The organism is Streptomyces sp. NPDC051664, assembly GCF_044453545.1.
Classification (GTDB): Bacteria; Actinomycetota; Actinomycetes; order Streptomycetales; family Streptomycetaceae; genus Streptomyces.
This window is the reverse complement of the sequence record NZ_JBITCU010000018.1, coordinates 56919-82803: the sequence shown is the minus strand read 5'-3', so window position 1 is coordinate 82803 and position 25885 is coordinate 56919. Positions and strand designations below refer to the sequence as shown.

Genomic DNA, 25885 nt, shown 5'->3' with positions numbered 1-25885 from the left:
CACTTGTGGGGGATCCATAGTGACAACCTCTCAGCTAGAAGCACAGAGTCCGCCGGGCGCGGCCCGACGGCAGGGGCGACGGGGGATCGCCCTCACGGTCATCGCCGCATGTCAGTTGATGGTTGTGCTCGATGCCACGATCGTCAACATCGCGCTTCCGCACATCCAGGACGCACTCAGCTTCTCCACCACCGATCTGTCCTGGGTCCTCAGCGCCTACACGCTGACCTTCGGTGGGCTGCTGCTTCTCGGCGGCAGGGCCGGTGACATCCTCGGCCGCCGCCGGGTCTTCATAGCCGGAATCCTGGTCTTCACCTTTGCTTCCCTGCTGGGCGGACTGGCCCAGGAGCCGTGGCAATTGCTCGTGGCCCGGGCCCTCCAGGGCATCGGCGGAGCCATCGCCTCACCGACGTCACTCGCTCTGATCACCACCACGTTCCCCGAAGGACCCGAGCGGAACCGCGCGTTCGGAGTCTTTGCCGCAGTTTCGGCGGGGGGCGGCGCGATCGGCATGCTGGCCGGCGGAGCGCTCACCGAATGGCTCGACTGGCGTTGGGTCTTCTTCGTCAACGTACCGATCGGTGTGCTGATCGCGGTCCTGGCACCCATGTACATCAACGAGTCCGAGAAGCACCCCGGCCGCTTCGACGTCTCGGGCGCACTGACCTCGACCCTCGGCATGGCCTCGCTGGTGTACGGATTCATCCGGGCCTCCGAGGAGGGCTGGCGGGACTCCGTCACCGTGGGGTCCTTCGGCGCCGCGGTGGTACTCCTAGCCGCATTCGTGCTCATCGAGATGCGGGCGAAGGAACCGATCACTCCGCTGCGGATGTTCGCCGACCGCAACCGGTCGGGGACGTACCTCATCATGCTCAGCCTGGCCGCCGCCATGTTCGGCATGTTCTTCTTCATCGTCCTGTTCGTGCAGAACGTGCTGGGCTACAGCCCCATCGAGTCGGGTCTGGCCTTCCTGCCCGTGACGGTCGCCATCGCCATGGGCGCAGGGCTGTCGCAGCGGCTGCTGCCGGTGCTCGGCCCCAAACCGTTCATGATCACCGGTTCGACACTCACCGGAATCGGCCTCTTGTGGCAGACGTTCATCTCGCCCGACAGCTCTTATGCGAGCGGGGTGCTGGGGCCGCTGCTGGTGTTCGGCTTCGGCATGGGCCTGAACTTCGTCACGCTGACGCTGACCGCTGTCTCCGGGGTCGCACAGCACGAGGCCGGGGCGGCATCCGGACTGCTCAATGCCAGCCAGCAGGTGGGTGGTTCGCTGGGCCTCTCCATCCTGGTGACGGTCTTCGGGACGGCAAGCCGCAACGAGGCGGAGAGGCAGATTCCGTCGTTCATGGCGCAGGCGACGCCGGAACAGAAGGCGAAGTTCGCGGAGACGCACGAATTGCCCGCGCCTTGGGGACACGAGGTGCTCACGCACGGCATTTCGACGGCGTTCACGGCAGCGGTGGCGATGGCCGCGCTCGCCCTGCTGACTGCGGTGTTGGTGATCCGGGTACGCAAGAGCGATCTGGATGCGTTGAGCGGCAAGGCGTCCGCGGGTGGCCCTGGAGCCTAGCGTCGCACGCCGGTGCGGACCGGTACGCCGGGTGGCGCGCAGGCAGACGCACGCGCGTCGGCGCAGGTGCAGGCCGTCCACGGGGATGCGGCCTGCACCTGCCCGGATCGCCGCGTACGGCTCAGCGATCCAAATCAGTTCGGGTCGTAGGGGGCGTCATCCGTAGGCGGCGTCATCAGTACGGGTCGTACGTGTCGTCTTCGTAACCGCCCCGATCACCGCCGTCCTCACCGCTTCCGAGGCCCGCGCAGTCCGTCACGAGAGCGTTCGCGCTCCGGTTCTCCAGAATGTCGCGTGCCCGCGCCTCGCCCCAGCTGGTGGCGTACCAAGGAGCGTCGGACACGCGCAGCGTGCGCTGGATCTCGCCGAGGGCACAGGACCGCAGCGGTTCGGGCAGTGTGTCGAGGGCCGGTACGGCGTCGGCCGAGAGGCCACGGAGGTAGTCGATGTCGATCGCGTGATCGTTGCGGTAGCGCTGAACGTTCTGTTCCGCGATCAGCCCGTCGGGCGAGACCAGACCGAACACGAGCACACCGACGGCCGCGCTCGCCGCCACGGCGCGCGGCAGCAGCCGGGCGCCGAACACGCCCGCCGCCATGATCAGGATCAGCACCACGCCCAGCCACAGCTCGACCGCGGCGACGGATATCCGCAGCCGGGTCAGGCCGTAAGCATCGACGTACAGCTCCATGCGCCGCAGCGCGGAGGCCACCACGACAAGGGTGAGCAGGCACAGCGTGCCGAGGACGATCCGCACGAGAGTGCGGTCGCGCGCTTCACCACGAGGGGCCCAGCGCAGGGCGAGCGCGATCACGAGGAGGGTGAGCAGCGTTGCCCACAACAACTGCCAGAAGCCCTGACGGGCGTATGCGGAGTAGCTGAGATCGGTCTCGGCCATCACCTTGTCGTATCCGCCGAGCAACACGGTGAGCTGGATGGCGATGAAGACGGCGAAGAGCAGATTCAGCACGATGAGCGGAAGCGCCCACTCCAGCCGGCCTCGGGCCTTGCCTGCCCGCACGGTGATGCGGTCCCAGCGGATGGGGGCGGCGGCGGTATAGGCGGCAGTGAGCGCACCGACCAGTCCGACCACGAAGAGGAAGAACCGCCAGGGGCTGTCGCCCAGCGACACATCCGGCATCAAATTGCCGAGCACATCGGCGAACGCGGCATCCGCGCTTGCGAACAGCGCTCCGAAGACGATGAGCAGGACAACGGCCACCGCGGTGGACCGGAAGGCGACACCCCATCGACCGCGAGAACCGGCCATCCGGTCGCGAATGCCCAGCCCGCCCCATCTCACTCCCTCGACGGCGGAGGAGAACAGGCCCACCGAACCGAGGAACACCCCGAGCCAGCTGCGGCTGCCGTGCAGGGTGAGCGAGCCCAGCGCGACGGCTGACACCACAGCGAGGAAGGTGGGCCAGCCCGCGTCCCGGAGCGCTGGGACGATGAGCAGTGACAGACCGCCCAGCGCCCAGACAGCGGACCATGGTCGGAGCCGGCGACCCGCGGCCTCAGCGGCGAAGAAGGCCGCGAGCGCGGCGGGAAGCGCGACAATCAGCAGGTTCAGGCCGAGACCGTCCCCCAGCAACAGGCCACTGAGGAGCGCGGTGGCCACGACCGACCAGAGTGTGGCGTTGCGGATGGCGACCGGCGGGGCCGGGCGTAGCCGCGCAACCGTGCCGGCCTGCTGCTGACGGCTCTGCCAGGGGTTGGGCGGCGGATGCGGTTGCCATCCGTGCTGCGCGTACGCCGGGCCCTTCGGCGGCTCCGGGACGGCGTCGTCGGAATCGGGCACGCTCGGCGCTGCGGACCTACCGGGCGGCTCGGACGGCCCCGCGGCCACCGACGGCTCCCGCGACTTCGAAGACTCCGGCGGCGCCGACGGCTCCCGCGGGCGAGACGACTCGGACGACTCTGGCTTCCGGGTTGACTCTGACGTGTGATCGGACATGGGACCCCCTCCCACCGAGTTCCGCTCACGCAGCTGCTGAGCAGCGCGAGCACCTCGGCTCTCATTCGGCGCACGACCGTCATGATGATCATTGACGGCGGCGTGGCCGAAAGGGTAGACCCCCCGGTACCGCTCGCAGACGTGTGCGGCAGGGATGTGGCAGTACCGTGACAGTCGAGACGTGTCAGCTGCGACCCGGCCGGGGAAGCCAGCCGGGCAGCTCTTCCGTCTGTGCCGACCAGGCGGCAGGCGGAGCCCCCGCCTTGCCTGCCGCGATGACCCCGCCGACGATTGCGCAGGTCGTGTCGACATCGCCACCGGCCTGAGCGGTCACCCAGAAGGCCTGCTCGAAGTCGCCGAGGCTCCGTGCCGCCGACCAGAGGGCGAACGGCACTGTGTCATGTGCACTTGTACGACGGCCGTTGCCGAGGACCGCCGCGACGGTCCCGGCATCGCTGTAGTCGAGCATGTCGCGCGCCCGGCGCAGCCCGGCGCCGACCGCACTGCGCGGCACAAGGGCGATGACCCCGTCGAGGAGATCGGTCGGCGTCGGCGGGCCGCCGGGCGCGGCGGCGAGCGAGGCGGCCGCCGCGACGGCCATCGCCCCCACGACGGCCTCGCGGTGCTGATGCGTGGTGTACGAGGAGATCTCGGCCTGGTGCGTGGCCTGCTCGGGGTCGTCCGCGTACCAGGCGCCGAGGGGTGCGATACGCATGGCCGAACCATTGCCCCAGGAGCCCTGGCCCTGGAAGAGCGCGGACGCCAGCTCGCGCCAGTCGCTGCCCTCCCGGACCAGCCGCAGCAGCCGGTTCACAGCAGGGCCGTATCCCCGGTCGAAGTCGTGGTGGTCGGCGAACGAGTGGGCCAGCGCGTCCTGGTCGATGCGATTGTGCCCGGCGAGCACGGCCAGGACGGAGCAGGCCATCTCCGTGTCATCGGTCCATTGCCAGGGGCCGAGCGGCAGTGCGCACTGCTTCAGCAGCGGATAGTTGGCGGGCACAAAGAACTGGGAGCCCAGAGCGTCCCCCACGGACAGCCCTCGCAGGCTGGCCAGGGCGCGTTCGAAGCGTTGGGCGGAAGCGGAGTCAACGGTCATCGCCTCTCCACTCTATCCGGTGATCCCGTACGGCTCAGGGGTACGCCACCGCTCGAAGGGCCGGTCAAGCGTGTACCGCCCGTCCTCGCCGAGCATCAGCATTCGCGTCTCTCCGTTGCAGGGGTTGGACAGTGACTCGAATTCGGCCACCGACCAGTGGAACCACCGCATACAGAACAACCGCATCGTCAGTCCATGAGTGACCAGCAGAACGTTGGGCGGATGGTCGGGGTCCTCGAAGCTCCGGTGCAGGCTCTCCAGAAAAGCTCCGACCCGGTCGTACACATCGGCGCCGGACTCCCCCTGCGCGAACCGGTAGAAGAAGTGTCCGTACGCGTCCCGGTAGGACTTCTGCAGTCTCACGTCGTCCCGGTCCTGCCAGTTCCCCCAGTCCTGTTCGCGCAGCCGCGGCTCCTCGCGCACCCGCACGCGCTCCAGGTCGAGCCCGAGGGACCTGAAGGTCTCGTGTGTGCGGCGGTACGGCGAGACGTACACGCTGACCCGCTCCCCGCCGAAGAGGTCGCGCAGCCGTGCCCCCGTCTCCCTGGCCTGCCGCAACCCCGTCGCGGTGAGCCTCAATGCATGGTCGGGCTCACGTTCGTACACCGTGTCATCGGCATTGCCCTCGGACTCGCCGTGCCGGACGAGGACAATGCGTTGCGGTCGTGCCATGTAAAGACCCTAGATCGAGTCCGGTCCATTCGAGCAGTTGTCCGGAATCCGTCCGACGCATGTTCCCGGCGAAGCAGGGCCCAGGACGTCCGGCACGCCCGCGCCCCGCCTGGGACCCGCCGATCAGGGGCCGACCCGAGGTACCCGAGGATCACACCGTCCAGGACGGGTCGAGTTGCACGACGTCCCCCGCCAGCGCCGCCACGTCGTCCTCGGTCCCTGCCCGCTGCGAGAGCCTTTCGACGCTCCCCGGCCGGTACTTGCCGCGCTCGGCACTCGACTGCCACATCGACAGCACCAGGAACTCGTGCCCCGGGGCTTCGCCGAACACCCCACGCAGCATGCCGGGAGAGCCGGCCATCGCCGGATTCCACACCCTCTCCTGCATCAGCGCGAAGTGTTCGACCCGGTCCTCGTGCACCCTGCTGTGCGCCACTCTGACCACATCCGCATCGGTGAAGCGCGGCTCGAAGCCAGTCTTCACATCGAAGCGGTAGTCGAACAGTTTGACCTGGATGTCGCTGTACGTTCCGGACTGTGCGGCAGCCAGCCTGTCGTGCGCACGCGCCATGAACGAGTCGTAGAAGACCCGGTTCTCCCAGAACGCGAAGACATGGGCAACCTCCGGTCGCCCCCGGCTCCAGCCGCCCCCCTGTCCCCTGAACCCCGGCTCACCGAGCAGCCCCGCCCACTTTCGCTGCCCCCGCTCGAAACCGCGACGGTCCGTCACGGTGCAGCGAATCCACTTGACCAGCACCGCGCCATCGTACGGCGCCGAACGTGGCGCGGGTCACGCTCTGACGGAGTACGTCCGAACCAGGCGCCGCGAATCGCAGAATGATCTCCATGACCACCCCGCCCGCCAACCCTCTGTTCGCCAACACCCTGTTCGCCCGCCTCGACTCCGCGGAACGCATCCTCGTCGCCGGGGCGGGCGGCGGCTTCGACATCTACGCGGGACTTCCGGTGGCACTCTCCCTGCTGCATCAGGGCAAGGACGTCCGGCTCGCCAATCTCTCGTTCAGCGCTCTCGAAGGGCTTCCCGTCGATGCCTGGCTCGCGCCCGATGTCGCGGTGATCACCCCCGAAACGTCCCTCCACCAGCCGTACTTCCCGGAACGCACGCTCGCCCAGTGGCTCGAACTGCACCACTACCCGAGCACCGTGCACGCCTTCGCCCGGGTGGGAGTGCAGCCGCTGCGGGCCGCCTACCGAGCGCTGATCGAGCGGTACGACATCGACGCGGTCGTCCTCGTCGACGGCGGTACGGACATCCTGATGCGTGGCGACGAATCCGGGCTCGGCACCCCGGAGGAGGACCTCACCAGCGTCGCGGCGCTCGCCGGAATCGACGTACCGGAGCGCCTCGTTGTCTCCATCGGCTTCGGAATCGACGCCTATCACGGGGTGAGTCACGGACTCGTCCTGGAGAACATCGCGGCCCTGGAACGCGATGGCGCCTGCCTGGGCGCCTTCTCCGTCTCCCGTACGACCCGTGAGGGCGCTCTCTTCGTCGACGCGGTCGCCCACGCCCAGAAGCACACCCCTGACCACCCGAGCATCGTCAACGGATCAATCGCCGCGGCGGTACAGGGAGCTTTCGGGGACGTCCATTTCACCTCGCGCACCCGGGGCAGCGAGCTGTTCATCAACCCGTTGATGTCGCTCTGCTTCGCCTTCGAACTGGAGGGACTCGCCCGCAACTGTCTGTACCTCGACCGCATCGAGCACACCCACCTGATGCGCCAGGTCAGCAGCGCGATCGAGCTCTTCCGCGAGGAGATCAGGCAGCGCCCGCCGCGCCGTATCCCGCATTGAACTGCACAGGAATCGATATTGGCCCGATTCCGCCGCCCGATACCAAGCCGGTTGGATCCATGAACAGTTACGGACATGATCGGGTGGTACGACCGGTCCGACGGCCCAGCGGCAAGGAGGGAAGTCCGATGAGCACGCCCAACAAGGACCTCGCGAAGGTCGAAGTCAGGCTCAAATGGGACCCAAGTCCTCCGGGTGCCCCAGCCCATGACCTCGACATCATCGCCGCGACCTACCCGGCGGACGAGCCGTACGGCAGCCCCTCGTATCTCGTGCACTTCGACAGCCGTTCGCCGGACGGCACCATCACGCTGAACCGCGACAGCAGGACCGGCCAGGGTCTCGGCTTCGACGAGGTGATGACTCTGGAACTGAACCGGTTGTCGGCCTCGTACGCCCGCGTCGTCGTCGGGGTCGCCATTCAGCAACGGGACGGCCGAAAGACCTTCGACGACATAGCGAGCACCGGCGTGCAGATTCGTGAGGGCTACACAAATCTGGCGGAGGACGATTTCTCCACGGTCGGCGGCGCCACCGCGGCAACGGTCGCCGAGTTCGTCCGGGGCGGCTCGGGCGGCTGGGAGTTCCGCGAGACGATCCGGGGGTTCGACGGCGACCCCGGTTCGTTCGCCGCGACGATGGGAAGCCGCACGCCCGGAACGTGACGCCTCGGCACGCAACCGGGGCGGGGAACCGACTGGTCGAGCAGGTCCAGGACCATGGCACCGCAGCACGCACAGAGCCGAGCCCTTTCCGCGCGATCCGATGCATCAGACACCACAGAGCTGGGTCGCGAAACGCCGAGGGCGGTGGAGCCCGAATATCGGCTCCACCGCCCTGACCAGCTATTTCATGCCCAGCAGGTCCCGAAAATCAGCTGCAACCGCTGGTCGAGCCGCAGCCCTCGCAGATGTAGCAGGATCCGGCGCGCTGCATCTTCGTGCCGCAGGAGAAGCAGAGCGGCGCGTCCGCGCTGATGCCCAACTGCATCTCGACGAGCTCCGCCGAGGTGTGCGCCGTCCTCGGGGCGGGCATCTCTGTCTCCTTCGGAGGAGCGACCGCCTTCAGCGGCTCCGTCCGGATCGGGGCGGACTGGGCCAGGCCCTCGACGTCCAGCTCGTCGTCCTCGAGGGACGCCTCGTACGAACCGGTGTCGAGGTGACGCTGGCGCTCCTCGGCCGAGTGGATACCGAGCGCCGAGCGGGTCTCGAAGGGCAGGAAGTCCAGCGCCAGGCGGCGGAAGATGTAGTCGACGATCGACTGCGCCATCCGCACGTCCGGGTCGTCCGTCATGCCGGCCGGCTCGAAGCGCATGTTGGTGAACTTCGAGACGTACGTCTCCAGCGGGACGCCGTACTGCAGACCGACCGAGACGGCGATGGAGAAGGCGTCCATCATGCCCGCGAGGGTGGAGCCCTGCTTGGACATCTTCAGGAAGACCTCACCGAGACCGTCGTCCGGGTAGGAGTTGGCGGTCATGTAGCCCTCGGCGCCGCCCACCGTGAACGAGGTGGTGATGCCGGGACGGCCCTTGGGGAGACGCTTGCGGACCGGGCGGTACTCGACGACCTTCTCGACCGCGGCACGGATGGTGCCTTCGGCCTTGGCGGTGACCTCGGCCTTCTCCTTCTCCTTGGTCTTGGCGGAGAGGGGCTGACCGACCTTGCAGTTGTCGCGGTAGATGGCGAGCGCCTTGACGCCCATCTTCCACGCCTCGAAGTAGACCTCTTCGACGTCCTCGACCGTGGCCGTCTCCGGCAGGTTCACCGTCTTGGAGAGGGCACCCGAGATCCACGGCTGGATGGCCGCCATCATGCGCACGTGGCCCATCGCGGAAATGGAGCGCTCGCCCATCGCGCAGTCGAAGACCTCGTAGTGCTCGGCCTTCAGACCGGGGGCGTCGATCACATTGCCGTGCTCGGCGATGTGGGCGACGACCGCCTCGATCTGCTCCTCCTGGTAACCCAGGCGGCGCAGGGCCTGCGGGACGGTGCCGTTGACGATCTGCATCGAGCCGCCGCCGACCAGCTTCTTGAACTTGACCAGGGCGAGGTCGGGCTCGAGGCCGGTGGTGTCGCAGGACATCGCGAGACCGATGGTGCCGGTGGGCGCGATGACCGAGGCCTGCGCGTTGCGGAAGCCGTTCTTGGCGCCGAGACGGATGACGTCCTGCCAGGCCTCCGTGGCGGCGGCCCAGATCGGGTTGTCCAGGTCGTCCATGTGGACGGCCGCGGCATTGGCGTCGGCGTGCTGCTTCATGACGCGCTGGTGCGGCTCGGCGTTGCGGGCGTAGCCGTCGTACGGGCCGACGACCGCGGCGAGCTCGGCGGAGCGCCTGTACGAGGTGCCGGTCATCAGCGACGTGATGGCACCGGCGAGGGCGCGGCCGCCCTCGCTGTCGTACGCGTGGCCGGTCGCCATCAGCAGGGCGCCGAGGTTGGCGTAACCGATGCCGAGCTGACGGAAGGCGCGGGTGTTCTCGCCGATCTTCTGGGTCGGGAAGTCGGCGAAGCAGATGGAGATGTCCATCGCGGTGATGACCAGCTCGACGACCTTGGCGAAGCGCTCGGACTCGAAGGACTGGTTGCCCTTGCCGTCGTCCTTGAGGAACTTCATAAGGTTCAGCGAGGCCAGGTTGCACGACGTGTTGTCCAGGTGCATGTACTCGCTGCACGGGTTCGAGCCGTTGATCCGGCCGGACTCGGGGCAGGTGTGCCACTGGTTGATCGTGTCGTCGTACTGGATGCCGGGGTCGGCGCAGGCCCAGGCGGCCTCGGCCATCTTACGGAAGAGGGACTTGGCCTCGACCTCTTCGATGACGTCACCGGTCATCCGGGCGCGCAGCCCGAACTTGCCGCCGGACTCCACGGCCTTCATGAACTCGTCGTTCACACGGACCGAGTTGTTGGCGTTCTGGTACTGGACGGACGTGATGTCGTCGCCGCCCAGGTCCATGTCGAAGCCCGCGTCGCGCAGGGCGCGGATCTTCTCCTCCTCCTTGACCTTGGTCTCGATGAAGTTCTCGATGTCGGGGTGGTCGACGTCGAGAATGACCATCTTGGCCGCGCGACGGGTGGCACCACCGGACTTGATCGTTCCGGCGGACGCGTCGGCGCCGCGCATGAAGGAGACAGGACCGGAGGCGTTGCCACCGGAGGACAGCAGCTCCTTGGAGGAGCGGATACGGGAGAGGTTCAGGCCGGCGCCGGAGCCGCCCTTGAAGATCATGCCCTCTTCCTTGTACCAGTCGAGGATCGACTCCATGGAGTCGTCGACGGCCAGGATGAAGCAGGCGGAGACCTGCTGCGGCTGGGGCGTGCCGACGTTGAACCAGACCGGCGAGTTGAAGCTGAAGATCTGGTGCAGGAGGGCATACGCCAGCTCGTGCTCGAAGATCTCGGCGTCGGCCGGAGAGGCGAAGTAGTTGTAGTCCTCGCCCGCCTTCCGGTACGTCTTCACGATCCGGTCGATCAGCTGTCGCAGACCGGTCTCGCGCTGCGGCGTGCCGACAGCTCCGCGGAAGTACTTGCTGGTGACGATGTTGACCGCGTTCACCGACCAGAAGTCGGGGAACTCGACGCCACGCTGCTCGAAGTTGATCGAGCCGTCGCGCCAGTTGGTCATGACGACGTCACGGCGCTCCCACGCCACCTCGTCGTACGGATGCACGCCGGGGGTGGTGTGGATGCGCTCGATACGCAGGCCCTGCTTGGTCGCAGTCGACTTGGATCCCTTGGCTCGGGAACCTCGTGCCGGGCCGCTCGCCGTCTCTGTCATGCCGCCTCCCATATGTGGGCAAAAACGCCCTGCAGTGCCCAGAACTTCCCGGGGCACAATCTGTGTCTGATGCTTCGGACGCCGCGCACAGCACCCGGAGCAGATCTATGTAGCCGCCCTGCCGCTGATCGATACGCCTGTGTCGAGCAGCCGGTGTCGCTCAGTCGACGGCTGCGGGAACGGGGACCTCCAGGGTCTCGCCGGTCCCGCATCCCCCCACGGGAGACCGCCGTTCGCGAAGTTCCACGATGGCGGCCTCGAAGTCTTCGAGTGTGTCGAACGCCCGGTACACGGACGCGAAGCGCAGGTATGCGACGAGGTCGAGTTCCTGCAGGGGGCCGAGTATGGCCAGACCCACATCGTGGGTGGTCAGCTCGGCGCTTCCGGTGGCGCGCACCGCCTCCTCGACCCGCTGGCCGAGTTTGGCGAGGGCGTCCTCGGTGACGGGTCGCCCCTGGCATGCCTTGCGCACGCCGGAAATGACCTTGGTGCGACTGAAGGGTTCAGTGACTCCGCTGCGCTTCACCACCATCAGCGAGCAGGTCTCCACCGTCGTGAAACGGCGGGAGCAGTCGGGACACTGACGGCGACGGCGGATCGACGTGCCGTCATCGGTGGTGCGACTGTCGACGACCCGGCTGTCGGGGTGCCTGCAGAAGGGGCAGTGCATGGCTCCCAACCCTCCTTCACAGCACGACTGAATGGCCTCTTCAGGCCCCGTCAGGGGCCCTCGAAGCAGCCATAAGCATAGGCGATGGTCACGGTCTCGATCGACCAGGGACCACAACTTCTGGGTGGCTGGAACAATCCAACCACTAGATCTTGGGTTTGGTCGCGCATTCGGCCCTAGCGCGTGTCGCGCGTCCCGGGCGGCCCACAGGCAGCGTACGACCGACTACGAGGCTACGGGACACGCTCGACCGCCCGGATCGCGGGGCGCCCGACGCCGGACCGGAACGGCGGCCGCAAGACCACCCCCGCGTGGCGGCGCCGCAGCCGCGAACGCTAGCGTGATGAGCCGAATTGCCGGTCGTGCATGGCGCGCGTCGAACCCGCGCACACCGGGTGGGAATCCGATCCGCGCTTCGCTCATACACCCAGCAATGAACCGGGCACAGACTTTTATTCGTTTTTCACTCGAACGTGTGTTTGGCGCAACCTTTCGAAAGCTACTACCGTTGTGCAGCTAGGGAGACCATTCGAGAGGGGCCGACGTGACCACCACCGCAGACAGTGCCACCATCACTGCCCAGGACCGCTCCCAGAGCCGACTCGAGCCGGTGCATGCCATGAATGACTCAGTCAGGAACACGGAGGGGCCGGAGCCGGCGCGCCCAGCGCGCTCGCTCCCCGGCCGACCTCCAGGAATCCGAGCGGACAGCTCGGGGCTCACGGACCGGCAGCGGCGAGTGATCGAGGTCATCCGCGACTCGGTGCAGCGCCGGGGATACCCACCCTCGATGCGGGAGATCGGCCAGGCGGTGGGGCTGTCCAGCACGTCCTCCGTCGCCCATCAGCTGATGGCTCTGGAGCGCAAGGGCTTCCTCCGCCGCGACCCTCACCGCCCCCGGGCGTACGAGGTCCGCGGTTCGGACCAGCCCAGCACGCAGCCGACCGACACGACCGGCAAGCCAGCTGCTTCGTACGTACCACTGGTCGGCCGGATCGCGGCCGGCGGACCGATCCTCGCCGAGGAATCGGTCGAGGACGTCTTTCCGCTCCCCCGCCAGCTGGTCGGGGACGGCGAGCTGTTCGTCCTGAAGGTCGTCGGAGACTCGATGATCGAGGCGGCGATCTGTGACGGCGACTGGGTCACGGTGCGCCGTCAGCCCGTCGCGGAGAACGGCGACATCGTGGCCGCCATGCTGGACGGCGAGGCGACGGTCAAGCGCTTCAAGCGGGAGGACGGCCATGTATGGCTGCTCCCGCACAACTCCGCGTACCAGCCGATCCCTGGCGACGAGGCGACCATCCTCGGCAAGGTCGTGGCGGTGCTGCGGCGGGTGTGATGCTCGCCGGTTCCGACCGGGCCCCGGGATCCACTGCGCCGATCCCGGGGCCTGCTTGTGCGTCCGGGCCGACGAAACGCTTCCCGGAGCAGTGGTGGTCACCAAGGACGAGCAGATGCCTTGGGCTCGTTCGGGATCACTGCTCGTCGGCCTTGGCGGCGGCGTCGATCGCCGCGAGTGAGCGACGCGCCTGGTTGCGGTCCGTCGTGTACCAGAAGTCGGGCAGCGAGGCTCGGAGGTAGCTCCCGTACCGGGCATTGGCCAGCCTCGGGTCGAGCACCGCGACCACTCCCTTGTCGCCCGTGGCCCGGACGAGACGGCCGGCACCCTGGGCCATCAGCAGCGCGGCATGGGTCGCCGCGACAGCCATGAACCCGTTGCCGCCCGCCTCCTCGACCGCCTTCTGGCGCGCGCTCATCAGCGGGTCGTCGGGGCGGGGGAACGGGATCCGGTCCATGATCACCAGCTGGCAGCTGGCCCCGGGGACATCGACACCCTGCCAGAGCGAGAGCGTGCCGAAGAGACAGGTCTCGGGGTCGGCGGCGAAGTTCTTGATCAGCTCCCCGAGTGTCTCCTCGCCCTGCAGCAGGATCGGCTTGTCGAGCCGGCCACGCAGCTCCTCGGCGGCCGCCTGCGCCGCCCGCATGGAGGAGAAGAGCCCGAGGGTGCGCCCGCCGGCGGCCTCCACCAGTTCGGACAGCTCGTCCAGCATGTCGGTACGGGAACTCTCCCGGCCGGGCGTGGCCAGGTGCCTGGCGACGTACAGGATGCCCTGCCGCGGGTAGTCGAAGGGCGATCCGACGTCGAGGCCCTTCCACTGCGGGATGTCGTCGCCCGCGGTGCCCTCGGGGGCCAGTCCGAGGGAAGCCCCCACCCCGTTGAAGTCCCCGCCGAGCTTGAGCGTGGCCGAGGTGAGCACAACCGAGCGGTCGGCGAAGAGCTTCTCGCGCAGCAGGCCGGAGACGGAGAGTGGGGCAACGCGGACGGATGCGCCGAAGCGGTCGTGGCGCTCGTACCAGACGACGTCGTACTCGGACCCCTGGGTGATCCGCTCGGCAACACCGTGGATCGTCTCCACCGACGCCAGGGCCTGTTTGCGGACGGCGTCCTCGTCCTGGACGGACTTGTCCCGGGTGGAACCCAGCGCCGAGATCACCGTACGAGCGGCGTCCCGGAGCGCCATCAGTGCGTAGCCGAGGTCCTCGGGGACCTCTTCCAGGCGGCCGGGGAGCGCCAGCTCCATCACCCGCTCGAACCCTTCCGACGCGGTCTGCAGGGCGTCGGCAGCCTTCTCGTTGACCAGCTTCGCCGCGCGGCGCACAGCCCTGTTCACCTGGCCGGGGGTGAGCTCTCCGGTGGCCACTCCGGTGACCCTGGAGACCAGCTCATGGGCCTCGTCGACGATCAGCACCTCGTGCTGCGGGAGCACCGGAGCGCCCTCGATCGCGTCGATGGCGAGCAATGCGTGATTCGTGACGACGACATCGGCGAGCTTGGCGCGCTCGCGGGCCAGCTCCGCAAAGCACTCCGCACCGTACGCGCACTTGCTGGCGCCCACGCATTCCCGGGAGGAGACGGAGACCTGCGCCCAGGCCCGGTCGGAAACGCCCGGGGTGAGGTCGTCGCGGTCGCCGCTCTCGGTCTCGTCCGACCAGTCCCGCAGCCGCAGCAGATCCTGGCCGAGCTTGCTCGACGGAGCCGCAGCTTCGAACTGGTCGAAGAGCCCTTCTTCCTCTTCCTGCGGCACGCCTTCGTGCAGCCGGTGCAGGCATAGATAGTTCGAGCGCCCCTTGAGCATCGCGAACTGGGGTCGGCGGCGCAGCAGGGAGTGCAGTGCGTCGACCGTACGCGGAAGATCGCGCTCCACGAGCTGGCGCTGCAGCGCCAGGGTCGCCGTGGCGACCACGACCCGCTCCCCGTGTGCCAGTGCGGGCACCAGGTAGCCGAGGGACTTGCCCGTGCCTGTGCCGGCCTGGACGAGCAGATGGGAATTGTCGTCGACGGCCTCGGCGACTGCCTCGGCCATGGCGGCCTGGCCAGGCCGCTCCATACCGCCGACGGCGGTCACGGCAGCGTGCAGGAGCTCGGGGAGGGATGGCTTTGTCATAGCGCGACCAGCCTACGGGGCACCACTGACAACGGCGATCACTCCCGGACTCATGCGGAGGGGTGGAGCGGGTTCGGAACGGTGCCGTGAACTGCGGCGTGCGGGCGCTCGGACCGGTCACGGTAACCGTCCCGATACAGGCGGTTGCGGTTCAGGCAGAGGCGCTCGATGCGCGGCGTCAGCATGTCGAACATCTCGAACCTCTCCTTCAGCTGGGGAAAGCGGGCGTGGTGTCGCAGGATTTCGGCCCGCACAAGTGACCAGAATTCGGCCTCCGGGACCCCCAGCTGTTCCTCGCAGAGGCGGGACAGGAAGCGGAAGACACCGACGAAGAGCCCCGAGTGGATGAACTGGGTGAGAAAGCCGGGCTCCTCGGTGAGCAGGATGCCACGCACGTCTTCCGGCATCGTCGCGTGTTCGGGCAGCGGCTGGGCGCTGATGTTCACATCGTCGACGAAGTCCTTGATCGCCAGCCGCACGGGCACGTCCTGGTCGTCGAAGACGACGATGGCGTTCTCGCCGTGCGGGGAGAAGACCGTTCCGTACTGGTAGAGGAAGTGCAGCAGGGGCGGGAGCAGCGCTGCGAAGAGCCGCGTCAGCCATGCGGTGGGGGTCAGACCCGAGCGGGTCACGAGCTCGGCGGTGAAGGCCCGGCCCTGCGGATCCATGTGGAGCAGCGAGGCGAGGGTACGGGCGCGCTCGCCTGGCATGAGCCGGGGATGGAGCGGCTCGCGCCAGATCGCGCCGAGGATCTCCTTGAACTGGTAGGGCGCCTCGGGGAGATGGTCGTAGAGCGGATGCTCGACAGTCACGGAGGCCACCTCGCCGAGCAGAATGACGCGGCAGGTGTCGCGAAGAAACGGGTCGCGGTCGCGCAGGCTCTGGACCCAAGCGGTGACGGCGGGGGCCGCGAGCGTGCGCTCGGTCGGGAGGCCTCGCCAGACCAGCGTGTTGAGGATAGACAGAGGCAGTTTGACGGTGTGCCGGTCGGGGCGCCCCAGATTGGTGAACGTACGGATGGACTGCTGCGGCAGCCGGAGGTCGTCGTCGGCGTGCAAGGGGACGATGTCGCCGGCGGCGATGGCCGGTGCGAACAGCGGAACGATCCACTCGTCCCACTGCCAGGGGTGCACGGGAAGAAAGAGGTAGGCGCCGGGGTCGAGATCGCGGGCGCGGAGCTCGGCGGCGAAAGATGTGCGTACCGAGGCGTCCAGTTCTTGTGCGTAGAGCTGCTCGGGGGTGGCGAGGCCGGTCACGCCCCGGTAGCCGCCGATCCGGGTACTGACAGCGATCCACGGCAGCTTCACCGCTCTGCGGGCTTCCGGGGTGAAGCGGGAGGCGTCGGCGGCGGAGAACCCGAGGCGTCCCTTGTTGGCGACGAGCCAGGGGTGACCGGTCTGGTGTCCTTCGAGCTCCGCATAGTCGAGCTCGGCGAGTCGGGCGGCGGTGAAGTTGGTGTCGTCCAGCCGGGCATCGGCGGCGAGTGTGGTGGTGATCTCTCGGATGAGGTGGCCGAGGGTGGCTCCGTCGAGGTGGAGCAGGCGCCGTGCGCGGGCGAGGAACTGCAGCGGATCGCGGAAGGGGACGGTCCCGGTGCTGCCGCCCTTGCCGGTCCCGTCAGGAACGTGCCGATCGCTCGTGAGCATCGAGTCGGCGGCGACGTGCCAGCTGCCGTAGGCACCTCGTCCGGCTCGGAAGCTCAGCGTTGCGCCGTCGTCCAGCGCGAGGGTGTATGTGTCGCTCCCGCCGGCCTGAAGGGCCGGCTCGATGACTTCCTCGTACGCGAACTCCCCGAGCATTTTCGCGAGCAGCCGGGTGGCGACTCGGTCCCAGACCGTCCGGTTCAGCTCTGGAGTGCTGAGCAGCTCGGGCGACTCCGCTGACTCATGGTTCGCAGGATATGGCGGCACGGGGACTCCTCGGGACGGAACCGATGGGGTTCGAGCGGTGTATGTAATGCAGCAGGTCGATCACAGCTGGGCTCGGTGGGCTCGGTCGCGGATCATCAGAGCGGCTTGCTTGTCGGGGAGTTCGACTTCCGCGGAGAACCGGAAGCCGGCGCTCAGAAATGCTGCGATGGAGGGGGTGTTGCGCAGGTCGGGTTCCGCCACGACGCGCGCGCACTGCGGACGGTTGTCGAGTACGAGGTCGGAGACGGCCCGGAGAAGGGTGGTGCCGATACCGCGCCCGCGGTTGGTCACGCCACCGATGAGGAGGTGGACTCCGGTGTCATTCGGTCGGGCAGGGTAGTGACGCGCCAGCGGGTCGAGGTCCGCGCGGTAGATCTCCCAGTAGCTCATGGGGACGCCGGACAACACGCCCAGGCAGGGGACGCTGCGTCCGTCGCCGTCGAGTTGGGGGCGCAGATGGGCGGCGGTGACGGCTTCTTCCCCGCCCAGTTCCCAGAACGCGGCGACTGCGGGATCGTTCATCCAGCGGCTGATCACCGCGAGATCGCGTTCCAGCCGTACGGGGACCAGTTGAAACACTCCGGCCGGTGTGGTGACCGGTCTCCACTCGGCCGGGTTGTCGAGCAGGTCGGAAGACTCCAGCCTGCTCGTGACACCAGGCGTGCCGGGGCCTTGGTTCGGGTACGCGTCCGTAACCGTGCCTGTGCTCACGTCCTCCCCCTCGGTCGACGTGGATCCGCCCCGCGCCAGGGACTCCTTCAGGGACAGGGGTCCGTCGGGAGAAGCGGGGATCGGCGTCGGCGTTACCGTTGCCGGTTTGTCTTCCCCGAACAAGGCGAGGAATTCGTCGGGGAGTTGCAGGTCCAGAGTGTCCTCGGCGCCCGTACCGGCTTGGGAGGCAGGGCCGGTTCCGGCGCCGGTGTGCTCATCGGCGGGAGGCACGGTGATGCCTCTCCTCTCAGCAGTTCAGGCGGGGGTCATGTTCCTTCAGGCGAAGAGGGGGTTGGCGATGGTGACGTAGACGGACTGGGTGTCGACCGGGCCGACGAGTTCATCGAGGCCGTGCAGCCGGGTCAGCAGGTTGGCTTTGCACCGTAGGTTCGGCTTCTCCAGCAGTTGCGCGGGAAGTGGGGTGCCAAGGCCGGTGACTCCGCCGAGGAATCGGCGGAGCGCGGCAATCAGCACCTGCTCATCGGCGAGGCGCTGGGAACCGAAGGCTCCGATGAGACCGAAGAGGTTGTTGACGCCGAGGTAGTAGGCGAAACGCTCGTCGGTGACCGAGTCGGAGACGAAGGTGTCGCTGACGGCTCCGATGCCCGGGAGCCTGTGCTCGAGGTCCGCGCGATAGGACTCGCGGAAGTAGTAGCCCTGGTTGTCCCGATAGCGGCCGCCGACGGGCCAGCCGTCGGCGTCGAGCAGCACCAGTGTGTTCTGCTGGTGGGCTTCGAGAGCGACGCCTGCTGTGGCGTCGAGCCAGAGCACGGGGCGTACGACGCGGTCGAGGTAGCGCAGGAACCACTCGGCAGCGACGGCTCCCTTGCTTCTGCCGGTGGCCGCGGCGAGGCGGACGACGACATCGGCGAGGCGCGAGTGCACGCCGGGCCGGTCCGGCCAGGGGCGCGGGGCCGTGAGGCCGGCGATGCACACCGCATCGTCGAGCGGGTGGAACGGGTTGTGGCGCAGCATGACATCGAGACCGGGGACGGGCTCGCCGTCCGGCGCGTCGACGGCGAGCCATGCGGGGTCGCGGACGATGTCGAAGCCGGGGTGGACGGCGTGCCACTGCGTGGCGAGTCCGCTGCGGAGCAGCCGGTGGACCTCCACCCCTCGGTGGAGTTCCTTGCGGAGGTTCTCACGACGGGAGTTGGTGATGCGTACGCCGAGGGAGAGCTTGAGCATGACGTCGGCACCGGGCTGGTGGACGGTCCGGACGGAGGAGGTGGGGTACCAGCGCTTGCCGTGCGGTCCCAGGTCGTGGAGGAGCTTCGCATCGAGCAGCGCTGCGACTTCGGGCCGGTGGCTCAGTTCGCGGGCCTGCCACGGGTGGAGCGGAATCGGTGCGGTGTTCTGGGGTAGTTGCAGTCCCTCCGCGTGCTGGGCGACCAGGTCCTCGGCCGGTACGGGGCGGCCCCCCTCCGTCCAGGACGACTCGGTGGCCAGCACGGAGCGGTCGACAGCCATCCAGTGCAACGGGAAGGAACCGTGCAACTCGGGGGAGTAGAGGCGGGATTCGGCCTCGGAGAGGCCTTCGCGACTCTTGGGGCTGGGGTGCAAGGGGTGTCCGAGCAGAAGCGACTGCTCGGCGGTGAGGAAGAGGTCGGCGTCGGCGGGAGCCGTGGGTGCACGGCGCCGCTCGGCGATGAATCCGGCCGTGCGGCGTACCGAGTCGGCGACTCTGGCCACCATGTCGGCGCCCTCGTTCCGGTCCGCCTCGCGGCCCAGGAGGGCCGCGACCGTGACGGCATCGGTGGTGGGCGCGCCGTCGGGTGCCTCCTCCAGGGCGGGCCGGCCGAAGCGGTGCCATCCCGTGGCGGACCAGTAGAGAACGGGAACGAGCAGAGCGGTCGCGCTGGCGGGCAGCGGGATGCGAAGGGTGTCCCGGTTCGGTCGGGGCAGGTCGTTCTCCCGGACCCAGCAGCGCAGCAGGTTCTCGATGCCTGCCGTGTCCGCGGCTACGAGCGGGTCCGGGTGGTCGAGTAGATCGACCGTTCCTGTGCCGGTCGGTGGAACCTGTACCTGTGGGTTGCGCCGACCGCCGCGAGGCGCGGCCTTCTGGCGCGGCACGATCGTCTGCTCGACTGCGAGTCGGCCGACGAGCCCGGCCTGTCCTCGCTGCTGGCCGGCGGGCAGGCCGTCGGCCTCGGGCGCGGGGGTGGGGTTCACGGCGGTCTTCCTTGTGAGGGTGTCCGGGGTCAGCGAGCCGACCCGGTCATGGTTCGGCGGTGCGGCGAACGCTCGGCTGCTGCCAGGGCATCGGCGAGGCGGTCGAGGACCGCGGTCGCCTGTTCGTCGGTGAGCGTCAGCGGAGGGAGCAGGCGTACGACGGCGGAGTGGCGTCCGCCGAGTTCGACGATGAGACCGCGGCGCAGGCATTCCTGCTGCACTTCGTAGGCGAGGACCGGGTCGGGCGGGGCCTCGGAGCTGCCGGTACCCCCGGTGGGCATGTCGGCCTCGGGGTCGACAAGCTCCACACCGATCATCAGGCCCCGTCCGCGGACGTCTCCGATGCACGGATGGTCGATCGCCAGTGCCTGGAGGCGGGCGAGCATGCGAGCGCCCAGCGTCGCGGCACGCTCGGCGAGTCGGTTCTCGCGAACGTAGGCGAGGGTGGCCGTACCGGCGGCCATCGCGAGTTGGTTGCCGCGGAAGGTACCTGCGTGGGCGCCTGGCTGCCAGGTGTCGAGTTCGGAGCGGTAGACGATCACAGCGAGCGGGAGGGAACCGCCGATGGCCTTGGACAGCACCATCACGTCGGGGACGATCCCGCTGTGCTGGACTGCCCAGAAGGCGCCGGTCCGGCCGACGCCCGTCTGCACCTCGTCGGCGATCAGGGGGATGGACCGGGCTGCGGTGATCTCGCGCATCCGGCGCATCCAGCCGTCGGGGGCGGGGTTCACGCCGCCCTCGCCCTGTACCGGTTCGAGGATCATTCCGGCCGGCGCCGGCGCTCCGCCCTTGGGATCGTCCAGGAGACTCACGGTCCACCGCGCGGCGACCTCGGCACCCCGTTCGCCGCCGATACCGAAGGGGCAACGGTAGTCCTGCGGAAAAGGAAGCCGGGTGACCCGGACGTCCTCGGCGCCGCCCGAGGCCGCGAGGGCTCCCGCCGTCATCCCGTGATAGGCACCGGTGAAGGCCAGCAACCCGCTGCGGCCGGTCGCGGCACGGACCAGTTTGAAGGCCGCTTCGACCGCGTCCGTGCCGGCCGGCCCGCAGAACTGGATCCGGGCGTTGTCGGCGAACTGCGGCGGGAGTGTGGCGAACAGCTCCGTGGTGAAGGCGTCCTTGACCGGGGTTGCCAGGTCGAGGACGTGCAGAGGCGCACCCGAGTCGATGACGTTCTTGATCGCTTCCAGAACGACCGGATGGTTGTGCCCGAGTGCCAGCGTGCCCGCTCCGGAGAGACAGTCGAGATAGCGTCGTCCGTCCGCGCCTTCGATGGTCAGCCCGCGGGCCCGAACCGGCACGATCGGCAGCGACCGCGCATAGGTACGGGCGGCCGACTCGCGCAGCGACTGTCGGCGCAGGATCCCTTCGTGCACCGAGCGTGGTGCCAACGGTGCAGGTTCGGTCACGGCCACGGCTGTTGGTCCTCCCGCTGTAACAGTTGCGTTGCACGTCAGTACGTTTCCGCAAGGACGGACTGCTGAGCTGAACGCTGTCCGCAAGCCCCGCGTACGTACCAACGACGCCGGACCCAGGGGATCACGGGTAAATCGGAAGATCCTGGCGGAGACGGAACCGTGGCCCTGCCGCGTTCCGTCCCCACCGGCACCGGCATAGTGGGGGACCGCGCCGAGACTTCGGGCAACTTCCCGGAGTCCCTGGTGCGTTGGCAGCGATGCGTTCGGAGCAGTGTCTGGATCAGCACCTCAGCACACTGTCCGAGTGCAGTACAGAAGTGTTGAGTTACGAAGTCCCAGGGGGATCACCACATGCGACTCATTCGACCAGTTCTCACGGCACGTCAGGGGCGGAGAGCACGTCGCGCGCCCTCCTCGCTGCTGGCCGTGGCCGCGGCCACGGCCGTTCTCGCACTCACCGCCACCGCCTGCGGGCCGAGCGAGGAGAAGGCCAGTGCCGAGCCCAGCAGTTCCGCCGACCAGTCCTCCGACAACAAGATCGCCATTCCGGACGATCTGAAGGACCGGCTCAAGGAGCACGGGATCGACCTCGACCAGTGGAGGAACGGCGAGTGGAAGAACTGGGACAAGGACAAGTGGCTGCGTGAGGCCAAGGACTTCGTCAACCCGATCATCGAGGACCTCTGGGACCCTGAGCGCATGCGGGATGCCGACAAGGCGCCCGAGCAGCCGGTCGACAACGACATCTCGGGCGACGCCGGCGTGACGGATCCGACACCGGCACCGGTGCAGGCCACGAATGCGCAGACTCCGTACCACGACAGCGCGGCGGAGTCCGGGAAGCTCTTCTTCGACGGCCCCGAGGGGTCCATGGTCTGCTCCGCGACCGTGGTGAAGGACCCGGCCCACCCCGGAAAGTCCAACATGGTGTGGACGGCCGGGCACTGTGTGCACGCGGGCAAGAAGGGCGGCTGGTACCGCAACATCGCCTTCGTGCCGTCCTACAACAACAGCGGTCTGTCGATCGCCGAGCTGCAGAACGCGCCCAAGGAGCAGATCGCCCCCTACGGCGTGTGGTGGGGCCAGTGGGCGCAGACGTCCGACCAGTGGATCGCCGACGGCGGCCCGACCGGCGGCCAGGGCGCTCCGTACGACTTCGCGGTACTGCATGTCGCCCCGGAGAAGGGGGCGACCGGAAAGTCGCTGGAGGAGACGGTCGGTGCGGCGCTGCCCGTCGACTTCAACGCTCCGGCCGTGCCCAGGATCGACAGCATGACCTCAACCGGCTTCCCGGCCGCGCCGCCGTACGACGGTCAGAAACTGCTGCAGTGCAAGGACAAGCCGGGCCGGCTCTCGCTCACGAGGGAGGACCCGACGATGTACCGCGTCGGGTGCACCATGACCGGCGGCGCCTCCGGTGGCGGCTGGGTCGCGGCAGGCCAGGACGGCAAGCCCGCCCTCGTATCGAACACGTCCATCGGCCCGGTGACGGCGGGTTGGCTGGCCGGGCCGCGTCTCGGCAAGGAAGCGAAGGGCGTCTACGACGCGGTCAGCAGGAAGTACGCCGGGCAGTGACCCGTACGAACCGGCGGCCGCCGACCTGTGGGTGACGGTTGCCCAGGGGCCCTCGGCGCGACAACAGTCCGCCGAAGGCCCCTGCGGACCGGGCGGTCGTCCTGCCCGCAGAGGGCCCTGGCATCCGGAACCCCGGTGGCAGAAGCCGTGGCCCGGACCGTCATAGGGTGTCTCTGCACATTTGGTGGTCGCCGATCCGACCACCTCTTCGCATGACACGTTCATGGCAATTCTCGGAGATTTCAGGGGGAATCTTTTCCATGCGATCCATACGTCCGCTGCTGGCCGCGACCGGCCTCGTCGCCGTGCTCGCGCTGTCGGCCACAGCCTGTGGTCCAGGCGAGGACGAGGCTGCCGACAAGCCGGCCGCCGTCGAATCCGCCAGTGGCAACGACGGCAGCGGCGGCATCCCCGCCGATCTGGCCGAGACGCTGAAGAAGCACGGCGTCGACCCGGAGAAGTGGAAGAACGGCGAGTGGAAGAACTGGGACAAGGACAAGTGGCTGCGTGAGGCCAAGGACTTCGTCAACCCGGTGATCGACGGGCTGTGGAAGCCCGAGCGGATGCAGTCCGCCAAGGACCCGGCGAAGACGATGGCGGCCGGTGACTTCTCCGGCGACCAGGGCGTCACCGACCCGGAGCCCGCACCGGTCACGGCCCGGCCCGAGGACCTTCCGTACCACGACCACGCTGCCCCGGTCGGCAAGGTGTTCTTCGACTCCCCCGAGGGCTCCATGGTCTGCTCAGGCACGGTCGTCAAGGACCCGAAGAACCCGGGCAGGTCCAACCTGGTGTGGACGGCCGGACACTGTGTCCACGCCGGTGCGAAGGGCGGCTGGTACCGCAACATCGTCTTCGTACCCGCGTACAACGACAAGGGCAAGTCCGCCGCCGCACTGGAGAACGCCCGGCCGGAGGAGATCGCCCCGTACGGTGCGTTCTGGGCCGACTGGGCCACGTCCTCCGGCGAGTGGATCGCCCGTGGCGGCCCCACCGGCGGCGAGGGGGCTCCGTACGACTACGCGGTGCTGCACGTGAAGCCGGAGAACGGCACGAAGTCCCTGGAGGAGACCGTGGGCAACGCCCTGCCGGTGAACTTCGACGCCCCCGAGATCTCACAGATCAGCGCCATGGGCGCCTGGGGCTACCCGGCCGCTTCCCCGTACGACGGTCTGATCATGCATAAGTGCGTCGACCGTCCCGGCCGGCTCTCCATCAGCCCCAGCACTCCGACGATGTACCGCATCGGCTGCACCATGACCGGCGGTTCCTCCGGCGGTGGCTGGTTCAGCGAGGGCGCCGACGGCAAGCTGGCCCTGGTGTCCATCACCTCCATCGGCCCGGTGACTTCGGGCTGGCTCGCAGGACCCCACCTGGGCGAGGGCGCGCAGGAGATCTTCACGATGATGAGCGACAAGTTCGCCGGTCAGTAGCAGGAGCCCCCTCCACGCCCGAAGGCCCGCTCCCTCATCGCGAGGGAGCGGGCCTTCGGTCCGTACGGTGTCGTGCTGTCAGTGCGCCGCGAGCGCGAACGTTGCGAGGTCCGCGGCCAGTTGCTCATGCACCCGCGCCTTGAGCAGCGTGCCCTCCGAGGTGTGCTCCTCGGAGATCACCTCGCCGTCGGCGTGCACCCGGGAGACAAGTCCGCCCTGGGTGTACGGCACGAGCGCCTCGATCTCGACCGACGGCCGCGGCAGTTCGGTGTCGATGAGCGCGAGCAGCTCCGCCATACCGGCACCGGTGCGCGCCGAGACGGCGATGGCGCGCTTCTCGATCCGTAGCAGGCGCTGCAGGACCAGCGGGTCGGCCGCATCAGCCTTGTTGATCACGACGATCTCGGGCACGTCCAGCGCACCCACATCGCGGATCACTTCGCGCACCGCGGCGAGCTGCTCCTCCGGCACCGGGTGGGAGCCGTCCACCACATGCAGGATCAGGTCGGATTCCCCGACCTCCTCCATGGTGGAGCGGAACGCCTCGACGAGGTGGTGCGGCAGATGCCGTACGAACCCGACCGTGTCGGCCAGGGTGTAGGTCCGGCCGCTCGGCGTCTCGGCCCGGCGAACGGTCGGGTCCAGCGTGGCGAACAGCGCATTCTCCACAAGGACGCCCGCGCCGGTCAGCCGGTTGAGCAGCGAGGACTTGCCCGCGTTGGTGTAGCCGGCGATCGCGACCGAGGGCACCTTGTTGCGCTTGCGCTCCTGACGCTTGATCTCGCGGCCGGTCTTCATCTCCGCGATCTCCCGGCGCATCTTCGCCATCTTCTCGCGGATCCGACGCCGGTCCGTCTCGATCTTGGTCTCACCGGGACCACGGGTCGCCATGCCGCCACCGCCGCTGGACCCGCCACCGCCCATCTGCCGGGACAGCGACTGACCCCAACCGCGCAGTCGCGGCAGCATGTACTGCATCTGAGCGAGCGAGACCTGCGCCTTGCCCTCTCGGGACTTGGCGTGCTGGGCGAAGATGTCGAGGATCAGGGCGGTCCGGTCGACCACCTTGACCTTGACGACGTCCTCGAGATGGATCAGCTGGCCGGGGCTGAGCTCACCGTCGCAGACGACGGTGTCGGCCCCTGATTCGAGGACGATGTCGCGCAGTTCCAGCGCCTTGCCGGAGCCGATGTACGTGGCCGGGTCGGGCTTGTCGCGACGCTGGAAGACGGCGTCGAGCACCTGGGCGCCCGCCGTCTCCGCAAGTGCGGCAAGCTCCGCGAGCGAATTCTCCGCGTCCTGCACGGTCCCGGAGGTCCACACGCCGACCAGCACCACGCGCTCCAGGCGCAGCTGTCGGTACTCGACCTCGGTGACGTCCTCGAGCTCGGTGGAAAGGCCCGCCACACGCCGCAGCGCGGCACGCTCGGAACGGTCGAGCTGTTCGCCGTCCCGCTCTCCGTCGATCTCTTGGCTCCAGGCGACGTCCTCTTCCATCAGGGCGTCGGCCCGAAGGCTCTCGGTGAGGCTCTCGGTGACGTTCTCCGTGGCACTCTGCGCGTTCTGCGCGTCCTGGGGAAGGGAAGAAGAGGAGGTCATTGGATCCTTACGTCGATAGAAGTCCGTTACATCAGTCACAACGTGTGACCTTCCT

At 68.4% G+C, this 25885-nt stretch carries 18 protein-coding genes; 6 read left to right on the top strand and 12 right to left on the bottom strand.

The window, feature by feature from the left end:
* The first annotated feature begins 19 nt into the window (after positions 1-19).
* Positions 20-1573 carry an MFS transporter gene (locus ACIA8E_RS28015; protein ID WP_399302076.1) on the top strand — a complete coding sequence of 518 codons (1554 nt, stop codon included), beginning with the start codon at positions 20-22 and terminating at the stop codon, positions 1571-1573.
* A 175-nt stretch (positions 1574-1748) separates the two neighbouring features.
* Here ACIA8E_RS28015 and ACIA8E_RS28010 read toward each other — a convergent pair whose 3' ends face one another.
* The 4 genes from ACIA8E_RS28010 to ACIA8E_RS27995 all read right to left on the bottom strand — a co-directional run bounded on the left by ACIA8E_RS28010 (position 1749) and on the right by ACIA8E_RS27995 (position 6055).
* Positions 1749-3530: a DUF4153 domain-containing protein gene (locus tag ACIA8E_RS28010; protein ID WP_399302075.1), complete on the bottom strand. Its 1782-nt coding sequence runs from the start codon at positions 3528-3530 to the stop codon at positions 1749-1751.
* Between the two features lie 184 nt (positions 3531-3714).
* Positions 3715-4626: an ADP-ribosylglycohydrolase family protein gene (locus tag ACIA8E_RS28005; protein WP_399302074.1), complete on the bottom strand. Its 912-nt coding sequence runs from the start codon at positions 4624-4626 to the stop codon at positions 3715-3717.
* A 12-nt stretch (positions 4627-4638) separates the two neighbouring features.
* Complete coding sequence (locus tag ACIA8E_RS28000) at positions 4639-5298, bottom strand: histidine phosphatase family protein (protein ID WP_399302073.1); 660 nt, start codon at positions 5296-5298, stop codon at positions 4639-4641.
* 151 nt (positions 5299-5449) lie between these two features.
* Positions 5450-6055 (bottom strand): YdbC family protein, encoded by a 606-nt coding sequence (locus ACIA8E_RS27995; protein WP_399302072.1) that lies wholly within the window; start codon positions 6053-6055, stop codon positions 5450-5452.
* Positions 6056-6135: 80 nt separating this feature from the next.
* Between ACIA8E_RS27995 and ACIA8E_RS27990 the strand changes: the two genes are divergently transcribed.
* The gene (locus ACIA8E_RS27990; RefSeq protein ID WP_399302071.1) at positions 6136-7116 is read left to right on the top strand and encodes a DUF1152 domain-containing protein; all 981 of its coding nucleotides are present in this window, start codon (positions 6136-6138) and stop codon (positions 7114-7116) included.
* A 128-nt stretch (positions 7117-7244) separates the two neighbouring features.
* On the top strand, positions 7245-7781 hold the full coding sequence (locus ACIA8E_RS27985) for a TerD family protein (protein ID WP_399302070.1): 537 nt from the start codon (positions 7245-7247) through the stop codon (positions 7779-7781).
* Between the two features lie 208 nt (positions 7782-7989).
* On the opposite strand, the gene ACIA8E_RS27980 is transcribed toward ACIA8E_RS27985, so the two are convergent.
* Positions 7990-10893: a vitamin B12-dependent ribonucleotide reductase gene (locus ACIA8E_RS27980; protein WP_399302069.1), complete on the bottom strand. Its 2904-nt coding sequence runs from the start codon at positions 10891-10893 to the stop codon at positions 7990-7992.
* A gap of 160 nt (positions 10894-11053) precedes the next feature.
* Positions 11054-11563, bottom strand: coding sequence for a transcriptional regulator NrdR (gene nrdR, locus ACIA8E_RS27975; protein ID WP_399302068.1), 510 nt, complete (start codon positions 11561-11563; stop codon positions 11054-11056).
* 544 nt (positions 11564-12107) lie between these two features.
* Between nrdR and lexA the strand changes: the two genes are divergently transcribed.
* Positions 12108-12902 carry a transcriptional repressor LexA gene (lexA, locus tag ACIA8E_RS27970; RefSeq protein WP_030927140.1) on the top strand — a complete coding sequence of 265 codons (795 nt, stop codon included), beginning with the start codon at positions 12108-12110 and terminating at the stop codon, positions 12900-12902.
* A 136-nt stretch (positions 12903-13038) separates the two neighbouring features.
* Here lexA and ACIA8E_RS27965 read toward each other — a convergent pair whose 3' ends face one another.
* Genes ACIA8E_RS27965 through ACIA8E_RS27945 form a run of 5 tightly spaced genes read right to left on the bottom strand, consistent with a single transcriptional unit; the run spans position 13039 to position 21220 of the window.
* A complete protein-coding gene (locus ACIA8E_RS27965) occupies positions 13039-15009 on the bottom strand; it encodes an ATP-dependent DNA helicase (protein WP_399302067.1) in 1971 nt (656 codons plus the stop codon).
* Between the two features lie 50 nt (positions 15010-15059).
* Complete coding sequence (locus tag ACIA8E_RS27960) at positions 15060-16919, bottom strand: IucA/IucC family protein (protein WP_399302066.1); 1860 nt, start codon at positions 16917-16919, stop codon at positions 15060-15062.
* Between the two features lie 60 nt (positions 16920-16979).
* Entirely contained in the window at positions 16980-17861 is an 882-nt protein-coding gene (locus ACIA8E_RS27955; protein WP_399302065.1) for a GNAT family N-acetyltransferase, read from the bottom strand.
* Positions 17862-17906: 45 nt separating this feature from the next.
* Complete coding sequence (locus ACIA8E_RS27950) at positions 17907-19802, bottom strand: IucA/IucC family protein (RefSeq protein WP_399302064.1); 1896 nt, start codon at positions 19800-19802, stop codon at positions 17907-17909.
* 29 nt (positions 19803-19831) lie between these two features.
* The gene (locus ACIA8E_RS27945; RefSeq protein ID WP_399302063.1) at positions 19832-21220 is read right to left on the bottom strand and encodes a diaminobutyrate--2-oxoglutarate transaminase family protein; all 1389 of its coding nucleotides are present in this window, start codon (positions 21218-21220) and stop codon (positions 19832-19834) included.
* 354 nt (positions 21221-21574) lie between these two features.
* Between ACIA8E_RS27945 and ACIA8E_RS27940 the strand changes: the two genes are divergently transcribed.
* Together ACIA8E_RS27940 and ACIA8E_RS27935 are read left to right on the top strand one after the other, a co-directional pair.
* Positions 21575-22798 (top strand): trypsin-like serine peptidase, encoded by a 1224-nt coding sequence (locus tag ACIA8E_RS27940; protein ID WP_399302062.1) that lies wholly within the window; start codon positions 21575-21577, stop codon positions 22796-22798.
* 260 nt (positions 22799-23058) lie between these two features.
* Positions 23059-24231 (top strand): trypsin-like serine peptidase, encoded by a 1173-nt coding sequence (locus ACIA8E_RS27935; RefSeq protein ID WP_399302061.1) that lies wholly within the window; start codon positions 23059-23061, stop codon positions 24229-24231.
* Positions 24232-24309: 78 nt separating this feature from the next.
* On the opposite strand, the gene hflX is transcribed toward ACIA8E_RS27935, so the two are convergent.
* Positions 24310-25830 carry a GTPase HflX gene (gene hflX / locus ACIA8E_RS27930; protein ID WP_399302060.1) on the bottom strand — a complete coding sequence of 507 codons (1521 nt, stop codon included), beginning with the start codon at positions 25828-25830 and terminating at the stop codon, positions 24310-24312.
* Between the last annotated feature and the right edge of the window lie 55 nt (positions 25831-25885).

What these genes read in the sequence shown, in the direction of transcription:
- ACIA8E_RS28010 (WP_399302075.1), bottom strand. Translation starts at nt 3,530, where the DNA reads ATGTCCGATCACACGTCAGAGTCAACCCGGAAGCCAGAGTCGTCCGAG.
- ACIA8E_RS28005 (WP_399302074.1), bottom strand. Translation starts at nt 4,626, where the DNA reads ATGACCGTTGACTCCGCTTCCGCCCAACGCTTCGAACGCGCCCTGGCC.
- ACIA8E_RS28000 (WP_399302073.1), bottom strand. Translation starts at nt 5,298, where the DNA reads ATGGCACGACCGCAACGCATTGTCCTCGTCCGGCACGGCGAGTCCGAG.
- ACIA8E_RS27990 (WP_399302071.1), top strand. Translation starts at nt 6,136, where the DNA reads ATGATCTCCATGACCACCCCGCCCGCCAACCCTCTGTTCGCCAACACC.
- ACIA8E_RS27985 (WP_399302070.1), top strand. Translation starts at nt 7,245, where the DNA reads ATGAGCACGCCCAACAAGGACCTCGCGAAGGTCGAAGTCAGGCTCAAA.
- ACIA8E_RS27980 (WP_399302069.1), bottom strand. Translation starts at nt 10,893, where the DNA reads ATGACAGAGACGGCGAGCGGCCCGGCACGAGGTTCCCGAGCCAAGGGA.
- nrdR (WP_399302068.1), bottom strand. Translation starts at nt 11,563, where the DNA reads ATGCACTGCCCCTTCTGCAGGCACCCCGACAGCCGGGTCGTCGACAGT.
- ACIA8E_RS27965 (WP_399302067.1), bottom strand. Translation starts at nt 15,009, where the DNA reads ATGACAAAGCCATCCCTCCCCGAGCTCCTGCACGCTGCCGTGACCGCC.
- ACIA8E_RS27940 (WP_399302062.1), top strand. Translation starts at nt 21,575, where the DNA reads ATGCGACTCATTCGACCAGTTCTCACGGCACGTCAGGGGCGGAGAGCA.
- ACIA8E_RS27935 (WP_399302061.1), top strand. Translation starts at nt 23,059, where the DNA reads ATGCGATCCATACGTCCGCTGCTGGCCGCGACCGGCCTCGTCGCCGTG.
- hflX (WP_399302060.1), bottom strand. Translation starts at nt 25,830, where the DNA reads ATGACCTCCTCTTCTTCCCTTCCCCAGGACGCGCAGAACGCGCAGAGT.